This window comes from Streptomyces javensis (genome assembly GCF_039525925.1).
Lineage (GTDB): Bacteria > Actinomycetota > Actinomycetes > Streptomycetales > Streptomycetaceae > Streptomyces > Streptomyces asiaticus.
In genome coordinates, this window is record NZ_BAAAIF010000046.1 from 54,387 (window position 1) to 79,023 (window position 24,637).

At 70.4% G+C, this 24,637-nt stretch carries 25 protein-coding genes and 1 pseudogene; 17 read left to right on the top strand and 9 right to left on the bottom strand.

What is annotated here, in order from left to right:
- Nucleotides 1-94 precede the first annotated feature (94 nt).
- Nucleotides 95-952 (bottom strand): annotated as a pseudogene (locus ABD329_RS32130) (ThuA domain-containing protein); the annotation flags it as partial.
- Nucleotides 953-1,253: 301 nt separating this feature from the next.
- Here ABD329_RS32130 and ABD329_RS32135 point away from each other — a divergent pair.
- From ABD329_RS32135 to ABD329_RS32150, 4 genes are all read left to right on the top strand, one after another.
- Entirely contained in the window at nucleotides 1,254-2,123 is an 870-nt protein-coding gene (locus tag ABD329_RS32135; protein WP_198280707.1) for a 4Fe-4S domain-containing protein, read from the top strand.
- 301 nt (nucleotides 2,124-2,424) lie between these two features.
- Nucleotides 2,425-3,129 (top strand): 3-oxoacyl-[acyl-carrier-protein] reductase, encoded by a 705-nt coding sequence (gene fabG / locus ABD329_RS32140; protein WP_037963432.1) that lies wholly within the window; start codon nucleotides 2,425-2,427, stop codon nucleotides 3,127-3,129.
- Nucleotides 3,130-3,134: 5 nt separating this feature from the next.
- Nucleotides 3,135-3,905 (top strand): enoyl-ACP reductase FabI, encoded by a 771-nt coding sequence (gene fabI, locus ABD329_RS32145; RefSeq protein WP_198280575.1) that lies wholly within the window; start codon nucleotides 3,135-3,137, stop codon nucleotides 3,903-3,905.
- Between the two features lie 305 nt (nucleotides 3,906-4,210).
- Nucleotides 4,211-4,534: a hypothetical protein gene (locus ABD329_RS32150; protein WP_198280574.1), complete on the top strand. Its 324-nt coding sequence runs from the start codon at nucleotides 4,211-4,213 to the stop codon at nucleotides 4,532-4,534.
- A 105-nt stretch (nucleotides 4,535-4,639) separates the two neighbouring features.
- On the opposite strand, the gene ABD329_RS32155 is transcribed toward ABD329_RS32150, so the two are convergent.
- Nucleotides 4,640-5,314 carry a FadR/GntR family transcriptional regulator gene (locus ABD329_RS32155; protein WP_198280573.1) on the bottom strand — a complete coding sequence of 225 codons (675 nt, stop codon included), beginning with the start codon at nucleotides 5,312-5,314 and terminating at the stop codon, nucleotides 4,640-4,642.
- 163 nt (nucleotides 5,315-5,477) lie between these two features.
- Here ABD329_RS32155 and ABD329_RS32160 point away from each other — a divergent pair, with 163 nt between their 5' ends.
- The 4 genes from ABD329_RS32160 to ABD329_RS32175 all read left to right on the top strand — a co-directional run bounded on the left by ABD329_RS32160 (nucleotide 5,478) and on the right by ABD329_RS32175 (nucleotide 8,035).
- Nucleotides 5,478-6,800 carry a CynX/NimT family MFS transporter gene (locus ABD329_RS32160; RefSeq protein ID WP_198280572.1) on the top strand — a complete coding sequence of 441 codons (1,323 nt, stop codon included), beginning with the start codon at nucleotides 5,478-5,480 and terminating at the stop codon, nucleotides 6,798-6,800.
- A 114-nt stretch (nucleotides 6,801-6,914) separates the two neighbouring features.
- Nucleotides 6,915-7,031, top strand: a complete 117-nt coding sequence (locus tag ABD329_RS32165) for an SGM_5486 family transporter-associated protein (protein WP_267950710.1) — start codon at nucleotides 6,915-6,917, stop codon at nucleotides 7,029-7,031.
- A 151-nt stretch (nucleotides 7,032-7,182) separates the two neighbouring features.
- Nucleotides 7,183-7,401, top strand: coding sequence for a hypothetical protein (locus tag ABD329_RS32170; RefSeq protein WP_198280571.1), 219 nt, complete (start codon nucleotides 7,183-7,185; stop codon nucleotides 7,399-7,401).
- Between the two features lie 115 nt (nucleotides 7,402-7,516).
- Nucleotides 7,517-8,035 (top strand): SixA phosphatase family protein, encoded by a 519-nt coding sequence (locus tag ABD329_RS32175; protein ID WP_198280570.1) that lies wholly within the window; start codon nucleotides 7,517-7,519, stop codon nucleotides 8,033-8,035.
- Nucleotides 8,036-8,184: 149 nt separating this feature from the next.
- Here ABD329_RS32175 and serB read toward each other — a convergent pair whose 3' ends face one another.
- Nucleotides 8,185-9,417 carry a phosphoserine phosphatase SerB gene (gene serB, locus ABD329_RS32180; RefSeq protein WP_198280569.1) on the bottom strand — a complete coding sequence of 411 codons (1,233 nt, stop codon included), beginning with the start codon at nucleotides 9,415-9,417 and terminating at the stop codon, nucleotides 8,185-8,187.
- Nucleotides 9,418-9,541: 124 nt separating this feature from the next.
- On the bottom strand, nucleotides 9,542-11,029 hold the full coding sequence (locus ABD329_RS32185; protein ID WP_344317283.1) for a streptophobe family protein: 1,488 nt from the start codon (nucleotides 11,027-11,029) through the stop codon (nucleotides 9,542-9,544).
- 224 nt (nucleotides 11,030-11,253) lie between these two features.
- Between ABD329_RS32185 and ABD329_RS32190 the strand changes: the two genes are divergently transcribed.
- Nucleotides 11,254-13,971 carry an FHA domain-containing protein gene (locus tag ABD329_RS32190; RefSeq protein ID WP_198280346.1) on the top strand — a complete coding sequence of 906 codons (2,718 nt, stop codon included), beginning with the start codon at nucleotides 11,254-11,256 and terminating at the stop codon, nucleotides 13,969-13,971.
- 132 nt (nucleotides 13,972-14,103) lie between these two features.
- Here ABD329_RS32190 and ABD329_RS32195 read toward each other — a convergent pair whose 3' ends face one another.
- Entirely contained in the window at nucleotides 14,104-14,859 is a 756-nt protein-coding gene (locus tag ABD329_RS32195) for a transglycosylase SLT domain-containing protein (protein ID WP_198280345.1), read from the bottom strand.
- A 446-nt stretch (nucleotides 14,860-15,305) separates the two neighbouring features.
- Between ABD329_RS32195 and ABD329_RS32200 the strand changes: the two genes are divergently transcribed.
- The 3 genes from ABD329_RS32200 (at nucleotide 15,306) to ABD329_RS32210 (ending at nucleotide 17,478) form a co-directional block, all read left to right on the top strand.
- Nucleotides 15,306-16,463 carry a GAF domain-containing sensor histidine kinase gene (locus ABD329_RS32200; protein WP_198280344.1) on the top strand — a complete coding sequence of 386 codons (1,158 nt, stop codon included), beginning with the start codon at nucleotides 15,306-15,308 and terminating at the stop codon, nucleotides 16,461-16,463.
- Nucleotides 16,456-17,100: a response regulator gene (locus ABD329_RS32205; protein WP_198280343.1), complete on the top strand. Its 645-nt coding sequence runs from the start codon at nucleotides 16,456-16,458 to the stop codon at nucleotides 17,098-17,100. Before ABD329_RS32200 ends, ABD329_RS32205 begins: the two co-directional genes overlap by 8 nt.
- A 138-nt stretch (nucleotides 17,101-17,238) precedes the next feature.
- Complete coding sequence (locus tag ABD329_RS32210) at nucleotides 17,239-17,478, top strand: chaplin (RefSeq protein WP_198280342.1); 240 nt, start codon at nucleotides 17,239-17,241, stop codon at nucleotides 17,476-17,478.
- Between the two features lie 102 nt (nucleotides 17,479-17,580).
- Here the strand turns inward: ABD329_RS32210 and ABD329_RS32215 are convergent, their stop codons facing one another.
- The gene (locus tag ABD329_RS32215; protein WP_344317286.1) at nucleotides 17,581-18,384 is read right to left on the bottom strand and encodes a hypothetical protein; all 804 of its coding nucleotides are present in this window, start codon (nucleotides 18,382-18,384) and stop codon (nucleotides 17,581-17,583) included.
- A 110-nt stretch (nucleotides 18,385-18,494) separates the two neighbouring features.
- On the opposite strand from ABD329_RS32215, the gene ABD329_RS32220 reads away from it, so the two are divergent.
- From ABD329_RS32220 to ABD329_RS32230, 3 genes are all read left to right on the top strand, one after another.
- On the top strand, nucleotides 18,495-19,286 hold the full coding sequence (locus ABD329_RS32220; RefSeq protein WP_344317287.1) for an ABC transporter ATP-binding protein: 792 nt from the start codon (nucleotides 18,495-18,497) through the stop codon (nucleotides 19,284-19,286).
- 82 nt (nucleotides 19,287-19,368) lie between these two features.
- On the top strand, nucleotides 19,369-19,794 hold the full coding sequence (locus ABD329_RS32225; RefSeq protein WP_037963495.1) for an NfeD family protein: 426 nt from the start codon (nucleotides 19,369-19,371) through the stop codon (nucleotides 19,792-19,794).
- 152 nt (nucleotides 19,795-19,946) lie between these two features.
- Nucleotides 19,947-20,906, top strand: coding sequence for an SPFH domain-containing protein (locus tag ABD329_RS32230; RefSeq protein WP_037963463.1), 960 nt, complete (start codon nucleotides 19,947-19,949; stop codon nucleotides 20,904-20,906).
- Nucleotides 20,907-20,958: 52 nt separating this feature from the next.
- Here the strand turns inward: ABD329_RS32230 and ABD329_RS32235 are convergent, their stop codons facing one another.
- Both ABD329_RS32235 and ABD329_RS32240 read right to left on the bottom strand, forming a co-directional pair.
- A complete protein-coding gene (locus ABD329_RS32235; protein ID WP_037963497.1) occupies nucleotides 20,959-21,462 on the bottom strand; it encodes an HNH endonuclease in 504 nt (167 codons plus the stop codon).
- 106 nt (nucleotides 21,463-21,568) lie between these two features.
- The gene (locus ABD329_RS32240) at nucleotides 21,569-22,108 is read right to left on the bottom strand and encodes a YbhB/YbcL family Raf kinase inhibitor-like protein (RefSeq protein ID WP_344317288.1); all 540 of its coding nucleotides are present in this window, start codon (nucleotides 22,106-22,108) and stop codon (nucleotides 21,569-21,571) included.
- Nucleotides 22,109-22,195: 87 nt separating this feature from the next.
- Here ABD329_RS32240 and ABD329_RS32245 point away from each other — a divergent pair, with 87 nt between their 5' ends.
- Nucleotides 22,196-22,522, top strand: a complete 327-nt coding sequence (locus ABD329_RS32245; RefSeq protein ID WP_344317289.1) for a barstar family protein — start codon at nucleotides 22,196-22,198, stop codon at nucleotides 22,520-22,522.
- A 108-nt stretch (nucleotides 22,523-22,630) separates the two neighbouring features.
- Here ABD329_RS32245 and ABD329_RS32250 read toward each other — a convergent pair whose 3' ends face one another.
- The gene (locus ABD329_RS32250; RefSeq protein ID WP_344317291.1) at nucleotides 22,631-23,413 is read right to left on the bottom strand and encodes a sporulation protein; all 783 of its coding nucleotides are present in this window, start codon (nucleotides 23,411-23,413) and stop codon (nucleotides 22,631-22,633) included.
- 168 nt (nucleotides 23,414-23,581) lie between these two features.
- Between ABD329_RS32250 and ABD329_RS32255 the strand changes: the two genes are divergently transcribed.
- A complete protein-coding gene (locus ABD329_RS32255; protein WP_344317293.1) occupies nucleotides 23,582-24,247 on the top strand; it encodes a DNA-3-methyladenine glycosylase in 666 nt (221 codons plus the stop codon).
- The last annotated feature ends 390 nt before the right edge of the window (nucleotides 24,248-24,637 follow it).

Sequence of the window (24,637 nt, forward strand, 5' to 3'; positions counted from 1 at the left end):
GCGAGCCATACTCGCACAGGTGACTGACACCAGTGGTGACCGCCACGCGACACGGGGTGATGAACGGGACTGCGTGTTCAGTCTGGGCTCAGCCCGCGCCGCCGAGCCACTTCAGCCCGTCGAGCAGGAACCGGTTCTGCGTCTCGCTCGCGAAGGTGGACGACAGGGGGGTGTTGTGCTCGTAGTCCATCGCGTTGTGCCCGAAGTTCGCGTACAGCATCTTGTACTTGCTGTTCGTCCAGAGGATCGGGTAGTAGCCGTCGTACCAGGTCTGGTTGGGGTCGGTGCCGAGCGGGAAGCTGCTCGGGTCGACGGAGGCGAGGATCTTGATGTCCGGGTTCTGCCGCAGATCCTTCGACCAGCTGTACCACTCACTGACCGACGAGGTGAACGTGGCGGGCAGCGCCTTGGTGGACGGGTGGGTCCGGTCCTCGACCCGCAGGGTGGCCGTGGTCGGGCCCCAGGTGTTGGACTTGAAGTTGCCGCTGCCGAGGAACTGATCGTGGTACCAGGGCCAGCTCTGCGCCTCGGTGGTGAAGGCCGCCACATGGAACCCCATCCAGGCGCCGCCCGCGCGCATATAGCGCTCGAATCCGGCCCGCTGGGCTGCGGTCTGCGGCAGGTCGTCGAGGAACAGCACCACCTTGTAGTCGTCGGTCCCGATGTCGTTGAGCTGGTCCCAGTCGTTGCTCGCCGTATAGGTGAAACCGTTCTGCGCGGCCTGCTTCGGGAACCAGTCGTTCGCTTCGTGAACGAAGTTGATGTGGGCGGCGTCCCATGTCCCGTTGTAGAGGGCCAACACCTTGAACGGCGCGGCCGCGTCGCGCGCCGTCGCATGGACGGGGGCGACCGCCAGCCCCAGCAGCGTGGCCAGCAACACCAGCAGCCGTATGGCCACGGACGCCTTCCTGGGCGATTTCCTGGGCGACCTGATGTCTGCGCTCTCCGGCATGTGCGCTCCTCGCTGTACGGCTGATGCCGCTGTCACGGGTGGGGGATCAGGACACTTACGGCCAACGCCGACACAGCTGCGGAGCGAGTGGTCCACCGTCTGGTCCACCGTCGCAGAGTCGCGGCTTTCGCATGCGGGCGATGGGTGAACTTAAAGGTCTGAACCAATCCCGTCAAGAGATGAAGAGAGAGCTCCGGGCCCGGAAGTGCAAGATCGGCAGGGTCTACCGGTTTTGTCCGCGACTGGCTATCCCTGGAAGGGCGGCCTGGACCAGGGCCGCATTCCCGGAAGGAGCCCCGCCATGGACCACTGGTACGTGGACGACCGCTGTACCAACTGCGATGTCGCAAGGCAGTTAGCGCCCGAGCTGATCAGCGAGGTCGGCGGGCGGTCGGAAGTCGTGCGTCAGCCGCGCGACGAGGCGGAGGTGCGGCGCCTGCACGCCGCCGTGTTCGCCTGCCCCACCCGCTCGATCCGCCCGGCGTCCGGGCGGCCGGACCGGGCGCTCGACCCGTTCCCCATGGCCCTGGACGACGGGGTACTGATCTGCGGCCACAACTCCCAGCACACCGCCGGGGCCAACTCCTATCTGCTGCCGCGGCCGTCCGGCACGGCGATGATGATCGACACACCGCGCTGGAGCCGGGAGCTGGCCGGGCGTTACGCGGCGTCGGGCCCCGTCACCGATGTGCTGCTGACCCACCGCGACCACGCCGCACACGGCCGTCGCTACGCCGATCACTTCGGCGCCCGGCTGTGGATCCACGAGGGTGACCTGGACGCGGCGCCCGACGCGGACCAGGTGATCCGGGGCCTGGAGCCCGTGGAGATCGGCCCGGGGGTGACCGCCCATCCGCTGCCGGGCCACACCCTGGGCAGCGTGCTCTACCTCGCGGACGACCGGTACTGCTTCAGCGGCGACAGCGTCTACTGGTCGCGCGCGCTCGGGGATCTGGCCGTGGCGGAGAGCGTGACCTGGCACTCCATCGAGGAGCTGGCCGCCTCACTGGCGAGGGTGGCCGGACGGCTGCGTTTCGAGTGGATCCTGCCGGGCCACGGGGACCGGTGCCGTCTGGACGCCGACGAGATGTCCCGGCGGCTGCGGGCGCTGGCGGAGCGCACGGGGCTGCTGCGGCCCCGGCCGATCGACTTCACGGCCGTCCGGTGGTGAGGGAGCGGCCGGGTGAGGGAGCGACCGGGTGGGGGAGCGACTGGGAGGGGGAGCGACTGGGAGGGGGAGGGGTCGGGAGGGAGGCCCGGCGGAGGTTGGTGACCACTGGGTTTCTGTAGGAAGTCGACAGGGAGGGACACCCGCCCCTGTGGGTGCCCGATTCCTCCTCGAGGGCCTCGGACCGATAGTTTGCGGGGGTAGGGGTGGCACGCGCCGTGACGTCCCGCAAAGCAGTCCCGTAGGAACGCGGGACCAGTCCCGCAGGAACAATCGACAGAGATCGACAAGAGAAGGTGGTCCCTTGAGCCGCTCGGTTCTCGTCACCGGAGGCAACCGCGGCATCGGCCTCGCCATCGCCCGTGCCTTCGCCGACGCTGGCGACAAGGTCGCCATCACCTACCGGTCCGGTGAGCCACCGGCCGGCTTCCTCGCGGTCAAGTGCGACATCACCGAGCCGGAGCAGGTCGAGCAGGCGTACAAGGAGATCGAGGAGAAGCACGGCACGGTCGAGGTCCTGGTGGCCAACGCCGGGGTCACCCGCGACCAGCTGCTGATGCGGATGACCGAGGAGGACTTCGCCGCCGTCCTCGAGACCAACCTCACCGGCACGTTCCGCGTGGTCAAGCGGGCCAACCGGGGGATGCTGCGGGCCCGTAAGGGGCGCGTGGTGCTGATCTCGTCGGTCGTCGGGCTGATGGGTTCGGCCGGTCAGGCGAACTACGCCGCGTCCAAGGCGGGCCTGGTGGGCTTCGCCCGCTCCCTCGCCCGTGAGCTGGGCTCGCGCAACATCACCGTCAATGTGGTCGCGCCCGGTTTCGTCGACACGGACATGACGCGCGCGCTCAACGACGACCAGCGCGAGAACATCGTGAAGCAGGTACCGCTCGCGCGTTACGCGCAGCCCGAGGAGATCGCCGCCTCGGTCCGCTTCCTGGCCTCCGACGAGGCCGCGTACATCACTGGAGCCGTCATCCCTGTCGACGGCGGATTGGGCATGGGTCACTGAACGTCATGAGTGGAATTCTCGCCGGTAAGCGCATCCTGGTCACGGGCGTCATCACCGAGGCGTCCATCGCCTTCCACGCCGCCAAGCTGGCCCAGGAGGAGGGCGCCGAGGTCATCCTGACCGGCTTCGGCCGGGTCTCCCTCGTCGAGCGGATCGCCAAGCGGCTGCCCAAGCCCGCCCCGGTCATCGAGCTGGACGTGCAGAACCAGGAGCAGCTGGACGGCCTGGCCGACAAGGTGCGCGAGCACCTGGGCGAGGGTGTCGACCTCGACGGCGTGGTGCACTCCATCGCCTTCGGCCCGCAGGGCGCGTTCAACTTCCTCGAGGGCACCTGGGAGGACGTCGGCACGGCCGTGCACGTCTCCGCCTACTCCCTCAAGGCGCTCACCATGGCGTGCCTGCCGGTCATGGGGCGCGGCGGCTCGATCGTCGGCCTGACCTTCGACGCCCAGTTCGCCTGGCCGAAGTACGACTGGATGGGCGTGGCCAAGGCGGCGCTGGAGTCCACCAGCCGCTACCTCGCCCGCGACCTCGGCGAGCAGAACGTCCGCTGCAACCTGGTCTCCGCCGGGCCCATCAAGTCCATGGCCGCGAAGTCCATCCCCGGCTTCGAGGAGCTCGCGGACGTGTGGAACCACCGGGCCCCGATCGGCTGGGACCTGACCGACCCGGAGCCGGCCGGCCGTGGCGTCGTGGCCCTGCTGTCCGACTGGTTCCCGCGCACCACGGGCGAGATCGTGCACGTCGACGGCGGTGTGCACATGATGGGTGCCTGAGCTCAGGGTCGTGCCCACGGCCGCGGCCGCGGCCACAGCCGCGGCTACGGCGTTTCCGCGTGACGGCCGCCGTCCCGCTCCCGCGCACCGCGGGTCCGGGCGGCGGCCGTTCCGCGTTCGCGTTCACCCGTTCGGGGGAGCAGGACGCGCGTACGGATGGTGGGTACACCCACTGTGGAGTCATACACCCCGTAACACCTGATACGCCTTATATCCGGGATACCCGGGGTACGCCTGACACGCCTCACACGACGAACCGACTCACCGGAGCGCCGGCGCCAGCGACACGGCCGAGGAGGTCCCGCATGCGTACGACCCGCCGTGTCGCGGCCGCGGTGCTGCTCGTCGCCACGGTGGGTCTGATCATCGCCGCCTCCAACTCCGCCGCGCAGGACCGGCCCCGGCCGCGCCAGGCCGCGTGCAGCACCACGGTGCGCGGCTCGCACGCCACCGCCAACTGCTTCAACCCCAATCCCCGCGCCGACCGGGTGCAGCTGCATGTCGAATGCGCCCACTGGTGGGACCCGGACATGGACGCCCGCCCGGTGGAGGTCGGCCCGGCGCAGTATGTGCTGCTCGCCGAGCGCTGCTGGAAGGAGATACGGAAGGCCTGGGTGAGCCACCGCTGAGCGCGGGGGCTACCGCGCATGCGTCCGCCCATGGTGCGTATGCGTCCGTCTGTGGCGTGCTTACGTCCGCCCATGGCGCGTATGCCTCAGCCTGTGGCCGGTCGCTCAGCGGCTCCGGAAACGGCAGCCGAACGGATGGGTGCTGGCTTCGGCCGCCGCCCGCTCCCCGGCCCCCTCCCGGATCGCCTCCACCAGCCGTCCGTGGTCCACATACGTGTCCGGGCCCATCCCGCTGTCGACGTCGGCGCGCAGGAAGTCCCGTACGACCGCGCCCAGATCCGCGTACAGCTCGGCCAGCACATCGTTGTGCGCGGCGGCCACGACCGCCATGTGCAAGGTGGCGTCCGCCTCGACGAAGGCGTCCGGGTCGCCCGCCTCCCAGGCCCGCTCGCGCCGGTCCAGCTGGGCGTCCAGCTGCTTGAGGTCCTGCTCGGTGCGGCGCTCCGCGGCCAGGTGGGCCGCCTTCGTCTCCAGGGCGCTGCGCAGCTCGGCCACATGACGGGGGTCGGCACCGGCGAAGCGGCGGTGCATCACCCCGGCCAGTTCGCTGGTGGCCAGCACATATGTGCCCGAGCCCTGGCGGATGTCCAGCAGCCCGTTGTGCGCGAGGGCGCGCACGGCCTCCCGTACGGTGTTGCGCGCGACCCCGAGCTGCTCGACCAGCTCGGGCTCGGTGGGGATCCGCGAGCCCACCGGCCACTCGCCCGAGGTGATCTGGGCGCGCAGCTGGGCGATCACCTGGTCGGCGAGGGCGGAGCGCCGGGGCGAGGTCAGCGGCATGACTCTCCTGTGCGTGCGGCGGATGCGGATGCGATGCGGACGGGACCCGGGGTGGGGCCCGAGGCGGGCAGGCGGACGACCCTTCCATGATGCCGCCCGGCCGTTACCGGGTGGTCGCTATCCACTGGACGAGCATTCATCCCATGATTCTATGATGGTCGGCATGCATACGCCCCCGTCTGACGACCTCGCGACGCCCGAGACCGCCGCCTCCGCGCCCCGCCCGGCGGAACCCGGAGGCCCGCGCCGCGCGGCCTCGCCCTGGCGCGGCCGCGTCATGGCGGCAGGGCTCATGCTCGCCGCGCTCAATCTCCGCCCCGCCGTCACCAGTCTCGGTCCGCTGCTCGAGGAGGTCCGCGACGACCTCGGGATGAGCGGCACCGTCGCCGGGGTGCTCACCTCCGTGCCCCCGGCCTGCTTCGCGCTCTTCGGGCTCGCCGCGCCCCGGCTGGCCCGGCGCTGGGGGCCTGGGGCCATCGTCTGCGCCGGGCTCGCCGCCATCGCCACCGGTCTGCTGCTGCGCCCCTTCGCCGGCGGGACCGTGGTCTTCCTGGCCGCCAGCGCGCTCGCCCTGGCCGGGATCGCGGTGAGCAACATCCTGATGCCGGTGATCGTCAAGCGCTGGTTCCCGGACCGGGTCGGCGCGATGACCGGGCTGTACTCGATGGGCCTGTCGCTGGGCACGGCCGCCGCCGCGGCGGCCACCGTGCCGATGACCGACGCGCTGGGCGGCTCCTGGCGGAGCGGGCTCGGGGTGTGGGCGCTGCTCGCCGCGGTGGCGCTGGTGCCCTGGCTGTTCCTCGCCCGCACCGGAGCGAGCGGTACGGAGGCGAGCGGTACGGACGCGGGCGGTACGGACGCGGATACGGACGACGCACCTGCCCCGGCCCCGGCCGCTGCCCCCGCGATGCGGATCACCCGCTCCCCCCTCGCCTGGGCCATGGCCGTCTTCTTCGGGTTCCAGGCCACCGCCGCGTACATCTCCATGGGCTGGATGCCGCAGATCTTCCGGGACGCGGGGGTCTCCGCCTCCACCTCGGGTCTGCTGCTGGCCGTGATGATGGCGATGGGCGTCCCGCTCGCCTTCGTCCTGCCGCGGATCGCCGCCCGGCTGCGGCACCAGGGCGTCCTGGTCGTCGTCCTCGGTGTCTTCGGGCTCACCGGTTACGCAGGGCTGTGGCTGGCCCCGGCCGAGGGCGCCTGGGCGTGGGCCGTGCTGCTCGGCATCGCCAACTGCGCGTTCCCGCTCGCGCTCACCATGATCGGGATGCGGACGAGGACCCACGCGGGCGTCGTCCGGCTGTCGGCCTTCGCGCAGAGCGTCGGCTATCTGCTGTCCATCCCGGGCCCGCTGCTGGTCGGCGTGCTCTACCAGCACAGCGGTGGCTGGGGGCAGCCGCTCGCGCTGATGGCCGGGTTCATGGTGCCGCAGATCGTCGCGGGCGTACTGGCCGGACGCGACCGCCACATCGAGGACGAAGGCTGACGAGCACGAAGGCTGACGAGCACGAAGGCCGACGAGCACGGAGTCTGACGGCACGGAGCCTGACGAGGGCGAGGCCTGAGCGATCCCGCGGACCGGGGATGGGACACTGGTGCCATGCCAGTGCTCGATGAGAACCCCCCGAACGGCCAGAAGAAGCTCCTCGTCATCTTCGGCGTGATGCTGGGCATCACCGTGGTCATCGCCGTGATCGCCACCATCGCCTCGCCCTGACCTGGTGCGAGTGCCGGATGGTGGGGCTGGCCCCACCATCCCCTAGGGGGCAGGGCTCAGGGGTAACTGGGTGGCTCACCGGATGGGAGACACCCCGCCCGCTCCGTACCGTCGAACCATCGACACGTTCGGCGATCCCGGAGGCGATCCCATGTCCGCCCGCACCCGTACCCGGCACGCGCACCCGGTGGACAGCGGCATGGACACCCGGCTGCCGTGGTGGGCCGTCGCCCTCCCCGCCGTGGCCTTCGCGGCGCTGCTGCTCCTGCTGACCGGTCCCGCCGACGCGCACGCCGACAGCGGCGGCTCAGGGCCGGTCTCGCAGGTCGTGGAGTTGGTGCGGCGGACCTTCGCGGAGGCGGCACCGTGACCACCGTAGGCGGTGGAGATCAGTTGTGTCCGCCGTATCGCGGGTGTGCTCACGTTTGACGAGGTCGTTCCAACACCCTGCGCCTCGTGCACCGATTCATGCGAAGCTGGGACGCATGAGCGTCGATGTGCCCCGCAGGATTGTCCTCCTTCGACACGCCAAGGCCGACTGGCCCCAGGTGGCCGACCATGAGCGCCCGCTCGCGGAGCGCGGCCGCAATGACGCCCCGCTCGCCGGGCGCCGGATCGCGGAGGCCGGTCTCACCCCCGAACTCACCCTCTGCTCCACCGCACTGCGCACCCGTGAGACCTGGAAGCTGGTGGTCCACGAGCTGCCGCAGCGCCCCAAGACCGTCTACGAGGAGCGGCTGTACGACGCCCCGGTCGGTCAGCTCATCGAGGTGATCAACGAGACTTCGGACGACATCACCGACCTGCTGGTCGTCGGCCACAACCCCGGGATGCACGGCCTCGCCGACGCGCTGGCGGGCGAGGCCGACGAGGACGCCAAGGAGCGCATGGACCGCGGCGCCTTCCCCACCTCCGCGTTCGCGGTCGTGACGTTCAGCGGCTCGTGGAAGTCGGTCGAGATCGGCTGCGGACGGCTGGCCGGCTTCTGGGCGCCCCACGAGTGATCCGCCCGGTCCTGCTCCCGGCTGATCCGCCGGGAGCGCTGCCCCGAGCGTGATCCCAGGCCCCAACGCACCGGCCCCCGCTCCGCCGTCGTCGTCTCAGTCGTCGTACGGAGGAGCGGGGGCCGGTGCGCGTTCCGGACCGGGGCTCGTCAGTCCACGTGCGCGTCCGCCGCCTCGACCTCATCGCGGGTCACGCCCAGCAGATACAGCACGGTGTCGAGGAACGGCACGTTCACGGCGGTGTGCGCCGCCTCCCGGACCACCGGCTTGGCGTTGAACGCGACCCCCAGACCGGCCGCGTTCAGCATGTCCAGGTCGTTCGCCCCGTCGCCGATCGCGACCGTCTGCACCAGCGGCACCCCCGCCTCGGCCGCGAAGCGCCGCAGCAGCCGGGCCTTGCCCGCCCGGTCCACCACCTCGCCGATCACCCGGCCGGTCAGCTTGCCGTCCACCACCTCCAGGGTGTTGGCGGAGGCGAAGTCCAGGCCAAGACGCTCCTTGAGGTCGTCGGTGACCTGCGTAAAGCCGCCGGAGACCACGCCCACCTGATAGCCGAGCCGCTTCAGGGTGCGGATCAGCGTACGGGCGCCGGGGGTCAGCCGGACCTCGGCGCGCACCTTGTCCACCACGGACTCGTCGATCCCCGCCAGCAGCGCGACCCGTGCGTGCAGCGACTGCTCGAAGTCCAGCTCACCGCGCATCGCCCGGGCCGTGACCTCGGCGACCTCGGCCTCACAGCCCGCATGCGCGGCGAAGAGCTCGATCACCTCGTCCTGGATCAGGGTGGAGTCCACATCCATGACCACCAGCCGCTGCGCCCGCCGCTGTAGCCCCGACGCGACCACGGCCACATCGACGCCGATATCGGCCGCCTCGGTGGCCAGCGCGGTGCGCAGCGGCTCCGTCTCGGCGCCGGACACCTCGAACTCCACGGCCGTCACCGGATACTTCGCCAGTCGGAAGATCCGGTCGATATTGCCGCCGGTGCCGGTGATCCGGGAGGCGATGGCGGCCGTCGACTCGGCGGTCAGCGGATTCCCCAGCACGGTGACGTGGGACCGGCCGGTGCCACGCGGCCGGTTGTCGCCCCGGCCGGAGATGATCTCGGCCTGGAGCCGCATCGACTCGGCCCAGCTGTGCACGGTGGCCCGCAGATCGCCCTCCGCCCCGTCGGCCTTGGGCGCCGTGACCAGGACGCACAGCACGATGCGGCCCCGGGTGACGACCTGCTCTATGTCCACTATGTGTACGCCGTAGGCGGCGAGGGTGTCGCAGAGCCCGGCGGTGATACCGGGGCGGTCCTTGCCGAAGATCTTGACAAGGAGGGTGGGGACATCATCGTCCGGAACGGTGGTGACGGGGGGGATCCGCGATGCGCTCATGGTCTTCCCACCGTATCCGGCTGTTCGCGCGGTGCGCGCGGCAGCCCGCACCGTGGACGGCAACCCGAGGCGGAACGTTCATGTCGTGGTCGCCGTGATGTCACCCCTCGCATGATCGGCGACGTCATACGCCAGGCCCGCCGCCCGGTCCCCGGGGCCCGCCGCCGCCCGGTCCCCGGGGCCCGCCGTCGCCCTGCTCCCGCTGCCACCCGGGTGCCACCGCCCGGCGCACCGCCGCGCCCGTCGCCCATGCCGCCAGCGCCCCGGCGGCCCCGGCCACCGCGCCCCACCCCGCGCGCAGCGCGAGCGCGACCGCGGCGTTCCCGTACAGCTCGATCCCCGCCCCGAAGGCGTCGAAGCCGAGCACGGACAGGCTCGCCCCCGCCGAGACCTGGGTCAGCCCCACCAGCAGCGGCAGCGCGAGCGCGGTCACCACGCCCAGCCGCAGCGCACACCACCCCGCGAAGGCCGCCAGTGGCCGGGGGACTCCCACGGGCGACGACCGGGAGCCCGCCACGGGCGTACGCGCCGCGGTGAGCACCCCCGCCGCGAGCATCAGCAGCACACTCGCGACCACCAGCAGCCAGACCCGGCCGTCGAGCTCGGCCAGCCGCCCCACCGTGAGCCGCTCCCCGCCCGGCCCGGCGAGCAGATCGTCCACCGGGTCGGGCAGCACATGCCGCAGCGCACCGCTCGCCCGGCCGTACCAGGGGACGAACAGCCCGAGCGGTACCCCGATCCACACCCCGTTCGGCGCGCCGAGCAGCGCCGACCCGAGCACCAGCCCCGGATGGTCGTCCCCGATCGCCGCGTAGACCCCGGCCACCAGGCCCGCGCCGACCGCCAGCACCAGCACCCCGCACAGCGCGGACACCGCCGGCCGGACCGTGCGGTGCAGCGCCTGCCCGCCGGGCGGCAGCGGGGTGCGGCGCGAGGCGAGCAGCGCGAGCAGCAGGACGGCGACGACCCACACCGCACCGCCCAGCAGCGAGCGGCCGGGTGTCACGGTGAAGCCGACGGACGCCTTGGCGCCGACGAGGTCGGACAGCCGGTCCGGCAGCAGCCCGCCGCCGATCTCCGCGATATCGCCCAGCTGCTCGGGGAGCCGGCTCAGCAGATCGTGCTCGGCGTGTTCGGTGCCCAGACCGCGGCGGACGAGCGTCGCACCGTCGATCGTGACCGTATCGTTGCCCACCCAGGTCAGCCCGGCGAGCAGCAGCAGGAAGAGCAGGACCACCAGCCCCGCCCGCGCCGCGAGTTCGGCCCGGCCGATCACCGCCCCCGCGCCCCGCAACGACCGTACGAACAGCCATCCCAGCAGCAGCGCGCCGACCAGGCTCACCCCGAGTGGCGCGATATCGATGGCGGCGTGGGCCTGCGCGCCCTCCAGCCCGAAGACGCCCACATCGCCGGACGGAGTGACGGAACCGCCGACCGCCAGCACCGTCGCCGCGGCGGCCATCGGCCCGAGCGCGCCCGCCCCGTCCGCGCCGATCAGATGCAGACCGAGCGCCGCGAGCCCCACCATGGCCAGGAACGCCCAGCTCACCGAGGCGATCGCGGCGAGCAGCGCCGGTCCCCAGGGCACTCGTACGCCGCTGCTCGCGCCCATATCGCCGACCCCCCGATCGTCGCGCGTTGCCCGGATAAACCATGATCCGCACTATCCGTCAGCGCTTACCACTTTCCGAGGGCCTTTCGGATGAGTCAATGACGCCCGAGATGCGGTCTTGTCAAAACCCGACTTCCGGTGAAGGGACTGAGCCTGAAATAGTTCCTCACGATGTTCGCCATCCCTAGACTCCCTGTGTCAGGGGGTAACTCGGGGGACAACTAGTGGGGCATGGAGTGCCGGAACTCGTACTGGAATTGAACGGACAGACCTGGACACTTGATCCATCCAGGTCGTACAGCCTGGGGCGTGACCCGCAGGGCGACATGGTCCTGGACGACGCCAGGGTCTCCTGGCGACATGCCACGGTGCGCTGGGGTGGGCGCAGTTGGATCATTGAGGATCAGGGTTCCACCAACGGCACTTATGTGCAGGGGCAGAGAATCCAACAGGTGGAAATCGGCCCTGGTTCGGCCGTCCATCTCGGCAATGCCACCGATGGCCCCCGGCTCAGCGTCTCCGGCGGCGGTGCGCCCTCGGGCGGCGCCCCCGCGATGGGTGCCGCGGCCGGGTACGGCCAGCAGGCGGCGATGGGCATGCCCCAGCAGGGTCAGCAGGCTCACCCGGGCCAGCAGGCTCACCCGGGTCAGCAGCCCCCCGCCCAGCAGCCGCCGCAACAGCCCGGCCCCGGCGGCTGGCCGCAGCAGGCCCCGCCCCAAGGGCAGCCCCAGGCGCAGCACCAGGGCTGGCAGCAGCCCCCGGCCCCGCACCAGCAGCAGCCGTTCATCCCGCAGCAGCAGGCGCCCCATCAGCCGCAGCAGCAGGCCCCCCAGCCGCATCAGCAGCCGCAGCCCCAGGCCCCGCAGGGCAACCTCGCGCAGAGCGGCCCCGGCGCCGGCTCCTCCGGCTCGGCCGGCACCGCGACCGCCCAGGGCGACCGCAGCCCGACCACCTTCCACCAGCTGGCCGCCGGCCGGGTGATGCGCATCGGTCGTGCGCTGGAGAACGACCTGGTCGTCTCCGATCTCCAGGTCTCGCGCCACCACGCCGAGTTCCAGGCGCTGCCCGACGGCCGCTTCGAGATACGCGACCTCGGCAGCCACAACGGCACCTATGTCAACGGTCAGCCGGTCCGGCAGCAGATCATCGGCCCCACCGACACCGTCGGCGTCGGTCACTCCACCTTCCGGCTGGTCGGCGACCGCCTCGAGGAGTTCGTCGACACCGGTGAGGTCTCCTTCTCGGCCCGCCATCTGACGGTGACGGTCGACGGCGGCAAGCAGATCCTCAAGGACGTCTCCTTCGGCGTCCCGGAGAAGTCCCTCGTCGCGGTCATCGGCCCGTCCGGCTCCGGCAAGTCCACGCTGCTCAAGGCGCTCACCGGCTACCGCCCGGCCAACCAGGGCGATGTCCTCTACGACAACCGGAACCTCTACAAGCAGTTCGCCGAGCTGCGCCAGCGCATCGGTCTGGTGCCCCAGGACGACATCCTCCACAAGGAGCTGACCGTTCAGAAGGCCCTGCGCTACGCGGCCAAGCTCCGCTTCCCCGGTGACACCGCCGAGGCCGAGCGCGAGGCCCGGATCGACGAGGTGCTGCGCGAGCTCAAGCTGGACATCCACCGGGAGAAGAAGGTCACCGCCCTCTCCGGCGGTCAGCGCAAGCGGGTCTCGGTCGCGCTGGAGCTGCTCACCAAGCCGTCGCTGATCTTCCTGGACGAGCCGACCTCCGGTCTCGACCCGGGCATGGACCGCGACGTCATGCAGCTGCTGCGCGGTCTGGCCGACGACGGCCGTACGGTGCTGGTGGTCACCCACTCGGTGGCCGAGCTGGCGCTGTGCGACAAGCTCCTGGTGATGGCGCCGGGCGGTTCGGTCGCCTACTTCGGCCCGCCGGACGAGGCGCTCAACTTCTTCGGCTACGACACCTGGGCGGATGTCTTCTCGGCGTTCGAGAACTACCGCGACTACGACTGGGCGGGCCGCTGGCGCGGTTCGCAGCACTACCAGATGTACGCGGCGGACCTCGACTCCGTGGCCCCGCAGTCGGTGAACGTCCAGGCGCCGCCGGCCCGGATGCAGAAGTCGCAGAGCTGGGGATCCCAGCTGTGGACGCTGATCCGCCGCTATCTGTCGGTGATCGGCTCCGACAAGGGCTTCATGGGGCTGATGGTGATCCTGCCCGCGGTGCTGGGGGCGGTGAGCGTCGTCATCCCGGCCAAGTTCGGCCTCCAGATGGCCCCGAAGGGCAGTTTCAACCAGGCCGCCGGGACGGTGTTGCTGATCCTTGTGGTCGGCATGTGCTTCACCGGCGCGGCCAACTCCGTACGAGAACTGATCAAGGAACGGGTCATCTACGAACGGGAACGGGCGGTCGGCCTGTCCCGCTCCGCGTATCTGATGTCCAAGGTGATCGTGCTCGGCGTGATCACCGCATGCCAGGGCGTCATCATCTCCGCCATCGGCCTCTCGACGCGCAAGCTGCCCGAGGAGGGCCTGCTGATGCCGCCGGCCGCCGAGCTCTGCGTGGCCGTGATCGCGATCGGCTTCACCTCGATGATGGTGGGCCTGGTCATCTCGTCCCTGGTGAAGACCGCCGAGAAGACCATGCCGCTGCTGGTCATGTTCGCGATCGTCCAGGTGGTCTTCACTGGTGTGCTGTTCAAGATCTTCGGATCGCCGGGTGTGGAGCAGTTCGCCTGGCTGATGCCCTCCCGCTGGGCGATCGGCGCGGCCGGAGCCACGCTGGACCTCGGCCCTGGCGCCGGTCACATGATGGCGCCGTGGGACAGCAAGAAGCCCCTGGACACCGACCCGCTGTGGGAGCACACCACCACCCAGTGGGGCATCGACATGGTCGCGCTGATCGTCCTGGGCATCGTGTGCGGTATCGCGGTCGCACGGCTGCTGCGCCGCCATGAGCCGGAGGTCATGCGCAAGTAGCCGCCACGGCGGTCACGAAGACGCGGTCACGAAGAGCACGGCTGCGGAAAAGGGCGACGGCATCCCTCGCACACAGGGGTTGCCGTCGCCCTTCGGCGTCGCGACGCCGGGTTCATGACGGGCCGTTCAGGCTCAGTACGGGCCGTTCACGTTGTCCATCGAGCCGTACCGGTCGGCCGCGTAGTTGCAGGCGGCGGTGATGTTCGCGACCGGGTCGTACGGGTCCCAGGAGGTGCCGTCGACGTGGTAGGCCTGGAAGGTCGGGGCTATTACCTGGAGCAGACCCTTGGAGGGCACGCCGTTCTGGGCGTTGATGTCCCAGTTGTTGATGGCGCGCGGGTTGCCGCCGGACTCCCGGATGATGTTGCGGTGGATGCCCTCGTAGGAGCCGGGGATGCCCTTCTCCTTCATGATGTCGAGGGACTCCCGGATCCAGCCGTCGAGGTTGTCCGGGTAGGTCTTCTTCTCGGCGGCGACCGTCTCGATACGCGTGGCGGAGCGGCTCGCGGCCTGCTTGGCGGCGCGCTCCTTGGCGGCCTTGGCCTCGGCGGCCTTCTTCGCGGCGGCCTCGTCAGCCGCCTTCTTCGCGGCGGCCTCTTCGGCGGCCTTCTTGGCGGCGGCCTTCTTCGCGGCCTCATCCTTGGCCTGCTTCGCGGCGAGGGCGGACTGCTTCGCCAGGGCCTCGTGGTGGGCCTGGGCGTCGGCCTTCTGAGAGGTGAGGGCGACCGGCTTGTTCGGCAGGTCCTGGGCCGTGGTCTTGGCACCGGCGTCACCACCGGGGACGACCGCGAAGGCTATGGCGGCCGCACCGGCGGCCGCGATTCCGGCGGCGGAGTACTTGTGCGTCTTGGTGAGACGGTTGTAACCGGGGATGTTGGGCAGGGGCATGGCGGAGTAGACCTCTTCCAATCGCTTGAGTCGCAGGCCAAATCGGCGCTCAGAGCGCCGTTCCTGGATCTACGGCGCCGTGCGACTGGGTGAAATTCTTAGCTGCCGCAAAAAGCTGTCGCAAAGCCGTGACATACGATGCTGCTTAGTGGATAAGTAGGCCGTTCATGCCCACGCGGACGGCCGTCATCCCCGCTCAGTCGCCTATGAAACGTCCACTAAGCACGTTCGTACGTGATTTAGGTCGTGTGTCCGGGCTCACATCGCGGAGCTTCTCATATTGCGCGCTGTGCCCACGCAAATGCTCAGGGTGTTTGTTTTTTCCACCCCTGCAACAGCCCCTTTGGGGGCCTCGTGTGCGCCGTTCGACCTAGGGCTCAGGTCTTATCGGGTGGCCGCCGACCGGCCGATATGCCCACCGGATGGCGGTGGGTACGGTAATGCCCATGACGAAAGGACGGGGCGGCGGAGCCGAGGCCGGACTGAGCCGGGTGAGCGCGGCGCTGCTCGCCATGAGCCGGCATCTGGAAGTCCGCGATGTCCTAAAGACCATCGTTGTGTCCGCCCGTGAGCTGCTCGATGCGGAGTATGCCGCTCTGGGGGTTCCGGATGATCACGGAGGTTTTGCCCAGTTCGTAGTAGACGGGGTGAGTGAGGAGCAGTGGAAGGCCATCGGGCCGCTGCCCCGGCAGCACGGCATTCTCGCCGCGATGCTCAAGGACGCCACTCCACAGCGACTCGCCGATGTGCGACTGGATGCCCGTTTTGAGGGATGGCCGTCAGCTCATCCCGTTATGTCGGATTTCTTGGGACTTCCCATTGCCGATGGGGATGAAGTTCTCGGCGCGGTATTCCTCGCCAACAAGCGATGTCCCAAGCCCGAGGGCGGCTGTGGTTTCACCGCCGAGGACGAGGAGCTGCTGTCCATCCTGGCCCAGCACGCCGCCATCGCCCTGACCAACGCCCGGCTCCACGAGCGCAGCCGCGAGCTCACCATCGCGGGGGAGCGGGCCAGGCTCGCCCATGAGCTGCACGACGCGGTCTCCCAGAAGCTCTTCTCGCTGCGGCTGACCGCCCAGGCGGCCACGGCCCTGGTGGACCGCGACCCCGGCCGCGCCAAGGACGAGCTCCAGCAGATCACGCTGCTCGCCGCCGAGGCCGCCGACGAGCTGCGTTCCGCCGTCGTGGAGCTGCGCCCCGCCGCCCTCGACGAGGACGGCCTCGTGGCGACGCTCAGGACCCAGGTGCAGGTGCTCGACCGGGCCCACTCGGCCCGTGTCACCTTCGCCTGCCACGGCGTACGGGCGCTGCCCGCCGCCCAGGAGGAGGCCGTGCTGCGGGTGGCCCAGGAGGCCCTGCACAACGCGCTGCGCCACGCCGACGCGGGGCAGGTGGACGTCACCCTCGCCCGGCACGGCCAGGGTGCCCGGCTCCGCGTCGCCGACGACGGCAGGGGATTCGACCCCTCGGCCGTACGGCGCGCCGGGCGCCACCTCGGGCTGGTGTCGATGCGGTACCGGGCCGACGGAGTCGGCGGCGGTCTGACGGTGGAGTCGGTGCCCGGCAAGGGCACCGTGATCGAGATGGCGGTGCCCGGTGGCTGACCAGGGACGGATTCGGGTGTTGCTCGTCGACGACCACCAGGTGGTGCGGCGCGGCCTGCGGACCTTCCTCCAGGTCCAGGACGACATCGAGGTGGTCGGGGAGGCGTCGGACGGCGAGGAGGGCGTCGCCCGGGCCGAGGAGCTGCGCCCCGACGTCGTCCTCATGGACGTGAAGATGCCGGGCCTGGACGGGATCGAGGCGCTGCGCACCCTGCGCGACCTCGACAACCCCGCCCGGGTGCTGGTGGTGACGAGCTTCACCGAGAAGCGCACCGTGGTCCCCGCCCTGCGCGCGGGCGCGGCGGGCTACGTCTACAAGGACGTGGACCCCGAGGCGCTGGCCCGCGCCATCCGGTCCGTCCACTCCGGGCATGTGCTGCTCCAGGCCGAGGTGGCCCTCGCGCTGCTCTCCCAGGAGGACGGCGTCGGCCAGGGGCGCGGCGGGTCGCTCACCGAGCGCGAACGCGAGGTGCTCGCGCTGATCGCGGATGGCCGGTCCAACCGGGAAATCGCCCGCGCGCTGGTGCTGTCCGAAAAGACCGTGAAGACCCATGTGTCCAACATTCTTATGAAATTGGACCTCGCCGACCGCACTCAGGCCGCTCTATGGGCAGTACGGCACGGGATCGGAGCATGAACAGCGTTTCTCCGTGAAATCACACCAACGTGTGGCGATCACTCGAACAGCGCAACTCGCCATCGGCCGGGCCGTTCTTCACGGCGTACCGCGGCGGACCGCCGCGGTGATGCGCTGATGAATGAAGGGTCTTGAGAAGTGAAGAACATCAAGAGGTTCGCTGCCCTCACGATCGTGGCCGGCGGACTCGCCGTCGCCGGTGCCGGTGTCGCCTCCGCCCAGGGCCCCCAGGCCAACGGCGGGGCGATGACGTCCCCGGGTGCCGTCTCCGGCAACAACATTCAGGCGCCCATCCACGTGCCCGTGAACGCTTGCAGCAACACCATCTCGGTCATCGGGTCCATGAACCCGGCGTTCGGCGTCCCCTGCGGCCGCTGACCGCCCCCTGGCGGATGTCCCGACGCACCACCGGCCGGCCCCGGAGGCACCCGCCTCCGGGGCCGGCCCCTTGACGGTCCGAGAAGGCCGGCCCCGCGGTGGTCAGAGCCCGCCCCGCTCCCGCTCCTCCACATACGCGTTGTACGCCGCCACCTGGGCCCGCCGCGAGGTGCGCTCCACCGGCCGCAGCGCCTCGGCCCGCGCCGTGATCTCCGACGCGCTCACCGCCCCGCCGTGCTCCCGGCCGTCCCCGCCCGCCATATACGCGATGTCCACCAGCGCACCCACCCGCTGCGCCAGCTCCAGCACCCGTATGGCGCGCGGCGGATAGCCCGGGGCCAGCACCTCACGCCCCCGCTCGGCCCGCGCCCGATACGCCTCCAGGGCCGCCTCGGCCACCGGGCCCGACCCCGCCACGTTCAGCCGCGAGAGGACCTCCGTGGCCTCCCGCAGCGCCTCCGCCAGCTCCCGCTCGGCCTCGCTCAGCGACGGCACATCGGCCGGCGGCGCCTCCCGCACGGCCTGACACCGCCACACCACCTCGATGTGCTGATCGCCCTCGGGCCCGGCCGCCGACACCTCGGGCACCAGGCCGAGCGCCGCCCCGGTGGCGATCACCGCCTCGCCCGCGTCGAGCGCGTGGGCGTTGAACTCCGGCGGGCCGCTCAGCCCCAGGGGATGCCCCGCTATGGGCAGCGCCACCCGCAGCCCCTTGGCCCCGAGCGCCCGCAGCCGCCCCAGCGCCAAGGTGAGCCCCACCTGCCCGGACTCCCCCGGAAGCCCGGCCACCCGGTGCGACGCGTCCTCACCCGCGATGCGGTGCGCCGCCTCATCGGGGGAGACAAGTCCGGCGAGAAGGGCATTTCCCCAAGCTGCGAGGCGCCCTGAACGTGGTTCATCGAGCATGGCACCAGCCTAAGGACTGCCACCGACAACGTGTGGCGTAGGTTTTCCTCAGGGGGCTGCGCCCACAGGCGCACGCACGACTCGAGACTGCAATGGGAGACAACGCGCTCATGAGCGAGGTTCTGGAGCTGCTGGACGTATCGGTGGTCCGCGATGGGCGGGCTCTGGTGGACGAGGTCTCCTGGTCGATCAAAGAAGGGGAGCGCTGGGTCATCCTCGGGCCCAACGGCGCCGGCAAGACCACCCTCCTCAACCTCGCGTCCAGCTATCTCTTCCCGAGCGCCGGAACCGCCCGGATCCTCGGCGAGCAGCTCGGCCGCGTCGACGTCTTCGAGCTGCGCCCCCGCGTCGGCATGGCGGGCATCGCCATGGCCGAGAAGCTGCCGCGCCGCCAGACCGTCCTCGAGACCGTCCTCACCGCCGCGTACGGCATGACGGCACACTGGCAGGAGGACTACGACGCGGTCGACGAGACCCGCGCCCGCGCCTTCCTCGACCGCCTCGGCATGACCGAGTACCTGGACCGGAAGTTCGGCACCCTCTCCGAGGGCGAGCGCAAGCGCACTCTCATCGCCCGCGCCATGATGACCGACCCCGAGCTGCTGCTCCTCGACGAGCCCGCGGCCGGACTGGACCTCGGTGGCCGCGAGGACCTCGTCCGCCGCCTCGGACGGCTCGCCCGCGACCCGCTCGCCCCGTCGATGATCATGGTGACACACCATGTCGAGGAAATCCCCCCCGGCTTCACCCATGTTCTGATGATCCGCCAGGGGAAGGTGCTCACCGCGGGCCCGGTCGAGACCGAACTGACCTCCCGCAACCTCTCCCGCTGCTTCGGACTCCCGCTGGTCGTCGAGCGCAACGGCGACCGCTGGACCGCCCAGGGCCTGCCGCTGAGCTGATGTCCGCCCCCTGCGCCCACCGTGCCACCGGCAGGTGATCCGCGCACTGTCCCCGGCGACTTGGGACAACTACCATGACCATGTGGATCCGTGGGTGTGGTGGCTGATCGCCGCCGTAGGACTGGGCATCCCGCTCGTGCTGACCGCGATGCCCGAATTCGGGATGGTCGCGGTCGGCGCCGTGGCCGGTGCCATCACCGACGCGCTCGGCGGCGGCATCGTGCTCCAAGTCGTCGTCTTCTGCGCCGTCTCCGTGGCATTGGTCGCCGTCGTACGCCCGATGGCGGTCCGCAGCCGCCGTCAGCAGCCCGAGCTGCGCAGCGGCATCGAGGCGCTGAAAGGCCGCCAGGCCGTCGTCCTCGAGCGCGTCGACGACGGCGGAGGCGGCCGGATCAAGCTCGCGGGCGAGGTGTGGTCCGCGCGCTCGCTCGATCCCGGCCAGGCATATGAACCAGGGCAGCAGGTCGACGTGGTGGAGATCGACGGTGCGACGGCCGTCGTCATGTAGACGCCGTACCGGGAGTGTCCTACCAAGAGTTGAGGGCGCCCCGGTTGAGCTGCGGAGTCGACCGGGAATCTGACAGACTCCACCCTCGGGAACCGCCAGACTTGATCATCCCGACCATCCGAATCGCCGCATGAAGGGCACGGGGAGCCGCTGTGGAACCGATCATCATCGTCCTGATCATCCTCGTGGTGCTGGTCTTCATCGCACTGATCAAGACGATCCAGGTCATCCCGCAGGCCAGTGCCGCCATCGTGGAGCGCTTCGGACGTTACACACGCACCCTCAACGCGGGCCTGAACATCGTCGTCCCGTTCATCGACTCGATCCGCAACCGCGTCGACCTCCGTGAACAGGTCGTGCCCTTCCCCCCGCAGCCGGTGATCACCCAGGACAACCTGGTGGTGAACATCGACACCGTCATCTACTACCAGGTGACCGACGCCCGCGCCGCCACCTACGAAGTGGCCAGCTACATCCAGGCGATCGAGCAGCTGACCGTCACCACCCTGCGGAACATCATCGGTGGCATGGACCTCGAGCGCACCCTGACCTCCCGCGAGGAGATCAACGCGGCGCTGCGCGGCGTCCTCGACGAGGCCACCGGCAAGTGGGGCATCCGCGTCAACCGCGTCGAGCTCAAGGCCATCGAGCCGCCCACCTCCATCCAGGACTCGATGGAGAAGCAGATGCGCGCCGACCGTGACAAGCGCGCCGCGATCCTCCAGGCCGAAGGTGTCCGGCAGTCCGAGATCCTGCGCGCCGAGGGCGAGAAGCAGTCCGCGATCCTGCGGGCCGAGGGTGAGTCCAAGGCCGCCGCCCTGCGCGCCGAGGGCGAGGCCCAGGCGATCCGTACGGTCTTCGAATCCATCCACGCCGGAGACCCGGACCAGAAGCTGCTCTCCTACCAGTACCTCCAGATGCTGCCGAAGATCGCCGAGGGCGACGCCAACAAGCTCTGGATCGTGCCCAGCGAGATCGGCGACGCCCTCAAGGGCCTCGGCGGGGCCATGGGCAACTTCGGCCCGTTGACCGGCGGCGGAAACGGCGGCGGCACCCCCGGTGGCACCGGTAAGGAGCCCGCCCCGCGCCGCGAACAGCCCACGATCGACTGAGCGGACGGCGGCGGGGCGGCCCCTCGGCGCCTTCTTGCCAGGGGGACGAGGCTCAGGCGGGCAGCGCCAGCCACTCCGGCAGACCGTCCCGCTCCGCCGCCCCCAGCGCCAGCAGCAGCGCATCCGAAGGCGTCGGCTCGAACGGCGCCTTGAGCAGCCGCATCCCCGCCTGCTCCGGAGTCCGGTCCGCCTTACGGTGGTTGTCCTCGGCGCACGAGGCCACCGTGTTCAGCCAGGTGTCCCCGCCCCCGCGCGACCGCGGCACCACGTGGTCCACGGTCGTCGCCCGGCGGCCGCAGTACGCGCACCGGTGCTGGTCCCGGACCAGCACCCCGCGCCGCGACCACGGGGCACGTCTTCGGAACGGCACCCGTACGTAACGGCACAGCCGGATCACCCGCGGCAGCGGCAGATCGACATCCGCGGCCCGCACCCGCAGCCCCGGGTGGGCGTGTTCGACGACGGCCTTGTCCTGGAGGACCAGCACCACGGCGCGCCGCAGCGTGACCGTCGCCAGCGGCTCGAAGCTCGCGTTCAGAACCAGCGTCTCGCGCATCCCGACCACCCCCGCATCCCGGTGTCCCGGTCCCGTGCCGGAGATCGGCGGGACCGGGATCAACTCTGGCCGGGAGCCTGGCCGAGAACAACGCAATTTCGCCGCGTCAGCCCGCGGCCGGCACCTCGTACTCCCCGACCAACTGGGCCCGGCCCAGCGTGTGGAACCGCAGGTTGAAGCCGACCACCGCGGGCGAGGCGTCCGCGTCCGGGCCCAGCTTCTCGCTGTCCACCGCGTAGACGGTGAACACATAGCGGTGCGGACCGTCCCCGGGCGGCGGCGCGGCCCCGCCGAAGTCACGGGTCCCGTAATCGTTGCGCGCCTGTACGGCACCCTCGGGCAGGCCCGTGAAGCCACCGCTGCCCGCACCCGCCGGAAGCTCGGTGACCGTGGCCGGGATGTCGAACACCACCCAGTGCCAGAACCCGCTGCCCGTCGGCGCGTCAGGGTCGAAGCAGGTGACGGCGAAGCTCTTCGTCCCCTCCGGGAAACCCTCCCAGCGCAGCTGCGGAGAGGTGTTCCCCTCCGCCTGCACCTGGGCGGACTTGAGCGTGCCACCCGGTGCCACATCGTCGCTCACCACCGTGAACGACGGCACCGGCGGATGGAAGTCATGGGGGAGCGGGGCCCGGTTCTGCTCGGACACGTCGAGAACCTCCTCGAAGTCGCAGTGGATCATCTCCGCGGCCAGCCTAACGAGACCGGTACCCGGCGGGCTGGCACCATGGCGCCCATGACCGGCCCCACCCTCGCCCTCCACCTGCGCCTCGACGGCGTGACGGACAAGGACGGCTTCCTCGCCCGCTGCGCCCGGGACCTGCGCTTTCCCGACTGGTACGGACGGAATTGGGATGCCCTCGCCGACTGCGTCACCGATCTGTCCTGGTGGGCCGAGGGCGGCGAGCCCAGCGGCTGCCTGCTGGACATCCAGGGCTGGTCGGCCTTCCGCGACGCGGACCCCGACGCCGCCGCGATCGCGGCCGACATCCTGGCCGACGCGGAGGCGTACTGGGCGGCGCGGGGACGGCCCCTGGTGGTGCGCTACGACGACGGCCCCTGACCGGTACGAGGGCGGGGCGTGCGCCGAGCTGTCCTCGGTGCACGCCCCGCGTGGAAGTCCGGTCCGTGGAAGTCCGGTCTGTGAAAGTCCGGTCCGGGGAGGGGAACCTCAGAACCAGTTGCGCTTGCCGCCGACCTGGGCGAGCCACTGGTTCAGATAAGCCGCCCAGTCGGTGTCCTGGAAGGTGGTCAGGTTCATCGTGAACGACCGGTAGGTGTCACTGCCCTCGGAGAACAGCCCCGGCTTCTTGTCCATCTCCAGCACCACGTCCATCTCGCGGTCGTCCGCGACGAAGGACAACTCCACCTGGTTCAGGCCCCGGTACTGCTCCGGCGCGTAGAACTCGATCTCCTGGTAGAAGGGCAGCCGCTGACGGGTGCCACGGATGTGCCCGCGCTCCAGGTCGGCGCTCTTGAACCGGAAGCCGAGGGCACCGAAGGCGTCCAGGATCGCCTGCTGGGCGGGGAGCGGATGCACATTGACCGGGTCCAGGTCGCCCGAGTCCACCGCGCGCGCGATCGCCAGCTCGGTGGTCACCCCCACGTTCATGCCGGACAGATGGCGGCCCATGAACATGGTGACCGGGGTCTCCCACGGAATCTCCAGGCCGAACTGCACCGCGTGCACCGCGCCAGGCTGAACCTCGAACGCGCCGCCCAGCTGCTGCCGGGTGAACTCCACGTCCTGCTTGTACTCCTGGTCGTTGCCCTCCACCTCGACCCGCGCTTGCAGGCCGACCGAGAGCCCCTCGATCTGCTGTGCGACCGAGCCGCCCTGGATCCGGACCTCGCCCTGCACGATGCCGCCCGGGACGACGTTCTCCTCGGTCAACACCGTCTCCACCGAAGCGCCACCGGCACCCATACTCGCGAGCAGCTTCTTGAAGCCCATGTTCTCCCTCTCAAGGACGCGACTGCGTCTTGACTCGATCGCATTCGATCACTGTTGACACCTAGAAACGCGAAACAGCCGTGGACGGTTCCGCGGCTCATACCCTTCCAGCGGACCGGTGCCGCCTCCAACCACCGGTTCATATCTGTTCCACTACGCTCGGGGCGCGTGACAGCAGGACCTGACGACCGCACCCCCCTGGACCGTGACTTCTTCGACCGGCCCGTCCTCCAGGTCGCGCCCGACCTCCTGGGCCGCGTCCTGGTCCGGCGTACCCCGGACGGACCGATCGAATTGCGCCTGACCGAGGTCGAGGCGTACGCGGGCCAGGCGGACCCCGGCTCACACGCCTACCGTGGCCGCACCGAGCGCAACGCCGTGATGTTCGGCCCCCCGGGTCATGCGTATGTCTACTTCACCTACGGCATGTGGCACTGCCTCAACCTGGTCTGCGGACCGGAGGGCCACGCCAGCGGGGTGCTGCTGCGCGCGGGCGAGGTGCTGGACGGCCATGAGTGGGCCTATGAGCGCAGGCCGAAGGCGCGCAACGACCATGAGCTGGCCAAGGGCCCGGCCCGGCTGGCCACGGCCCTGGGCGTGGACCGCAGGCTGGACGGCAGCGATGTGTGCGGAAGCCCCGACGCCCCGCTCTCCATACTCACCGGCCACCCCGCCCGGCCCGAGCAGGTGCTCAGCGGCCCGCGCACGGGTGTGGGCGGCGAGGGCGCAACCCACCCCTGGCGCTTCTGGATCGACGGTGACCCCTCGGTGAGCCCCTACCGGGCCCACACCCCGCGCCGCCGGAACTCGACGCGCCGTCAGGTCGGAACTTGACTCCGCTGGACGGGGCGCCTAACGTAGCCCGAGCCGCTTGAGACGGGCAGCGCTGTCATTACGATCCCAGGATCGGGACACCGCGGCCCCGGAGCAGCCAACCACTACGACGATTCCCCAACCGGGTTCCGTTTCGCTGCGCGAAATCAAGGCCCGGGGCTCCGATTAGGAGTCGGGAGGGAAATTCGCTAAAGTAGTGGACACGCCGGAAGGCGCGAAAGACCCCGCTCCAGCAGGGGGCCGGAAACGGAATTCGGATCGGAAACGACCGGAAATCGGATCTGGTAAGGTTGGAAACACCGAAGGGAAGCGCCCGGAGAAACCGGTGAAACGGTTTCGAAGGAAGCGTCCGTTCCTTGAGAACTCAACAGCGTGCCAAAAGTCAACGCC

What these genes read in the sequence shown, in the direction of transcription:
- ABD329_RS32195 (WP_198280345.1), bottom strand. Translation starts at nt 14,859, where the DNA reads ATGCCCCTGCCCAACATCCCCGGTTACAACCGTCTCACCAAGACGCAC.
- ABD329_RS32215 (WP_344317286.1), bottom strand. Translation starts at nt 18,384, where the DNA reads ATGCTCGATGAACCACGTTCAGGGCGCCTCGCAGCTTGGGGAAATGCC.
- serB (WP_198280569.1), bottom strand. Translation starts at nt 9,417, where the DNA reads ATGAGCGCATCGCGGATCCCCCCCGTCACCACCGTTCCGGACGATGAT.
- ABD329_RS32160 (WP_198280572.1), top strand. Translation starts at nt 5,478, where the DNA reads ATGCATACGCCCCCGTCTGACGACCTCGCGACGCCCGAGACCGCCGCC.
- fabI (WP_198280575.1), top strand. Translation starts at nt 3,135, where the DNA reads ATGAGTGGAATTCTCGCCGGTAAGCGCATCCTGGTCACGGGCGTCATC.
- ABD329_RS32155 (WP_198280573.1), bottom strand. Translation starts at nt 5,314, where the DNA reads ATGCCGCTGACCTCGCCCCGGCGCTCCGCCCTCGCCGACCAGGTGATC.
- ABD329_RS32150 (WP_198280574.1), top strand. Translation starts at nt 4,211, where the DNA reads ATGCGTACGACCCGCCGTGTCGCGGCCGCGGTGCTGCTCGTCGCCACG.
- ABD329_RS32165 (WP_267950710.1), top strand. Translation starts at nt 6,915, where the DNA reads ATGCCAGTGCTCGATGAGAACCCCCCGAACGGCCAGAAGAAGCTCCTC.
- ABD329_RS32245 (WP_344317289.1), top strand. Translation starts at nt 22,196, where the DNA reads ATGACCGGCCCCACCCTCGCCCTCCACCTGCGCCTCGACGGCGTGACG.
- ABD329_RS32135 (WP_198280707.1), top strand. Translation starts at nt 1,254, where the DNA reads ATGGACCACTGGTACGTGGACGACCGCTGTACCAACTGCGATGTCGCA.
- ABD329_RS32235 (WP_037963497.1), bottom strand. Translation starts at nt 21,462, where the DNA reads ATGCGCGAGACGCTGGTTCTGAACGCGAGCTTCGAGCCGCTGGCGACG.
- ABD329_RS32170 (WP_198280571.1), top strand. Translation starts at nt 7,183, where the DNA reads ATGTCCGCCCGCACCCGTACCCGGCACGCGCACCCGGTGGACAGCGGC.
- ABD329_RS32250 (WP_344317291.1), bottom strand. Translation starts at nt 23,413, where the DNA reads ATGGGCTTCAAGAAGCTGCTCGCGAGTATGGGTGCCGGTGGCGCTTCG.
- ABD329_RS32200 (WP_198280344.1), top strand. Translation starts at nt 15,306, where the DNA reads ATGACGAAAGGACGGGGCGGCGGAGCCGAGGCCGGACTGAGCCGGGTG.
- ABD329_RS32185 (WP_344317283.1), bottom strand. Translation starts at nt 11,029, where the DNA reads ATGGGCGCGAGCAGCGGCGTACGAGTGCCCTGGGGACCGGCGCTGCTC.
- ABD329_RS32220 (WP_344317287.1), top strand. Translation starts at nt 18,495, where the DNA reads ATGAGCGAGGTTCTGGAGCTGCTGGACGTATCGGTGGTCCGCGATGGG.
- ABD329_RS32175 (WP_198280570.1), top strand. Translation starts at nt 7,517, where the DNA reads ATGAGCGTCGATGTGCCCCGCAGGATTGTCCTCCTTCGACACGCCAAG.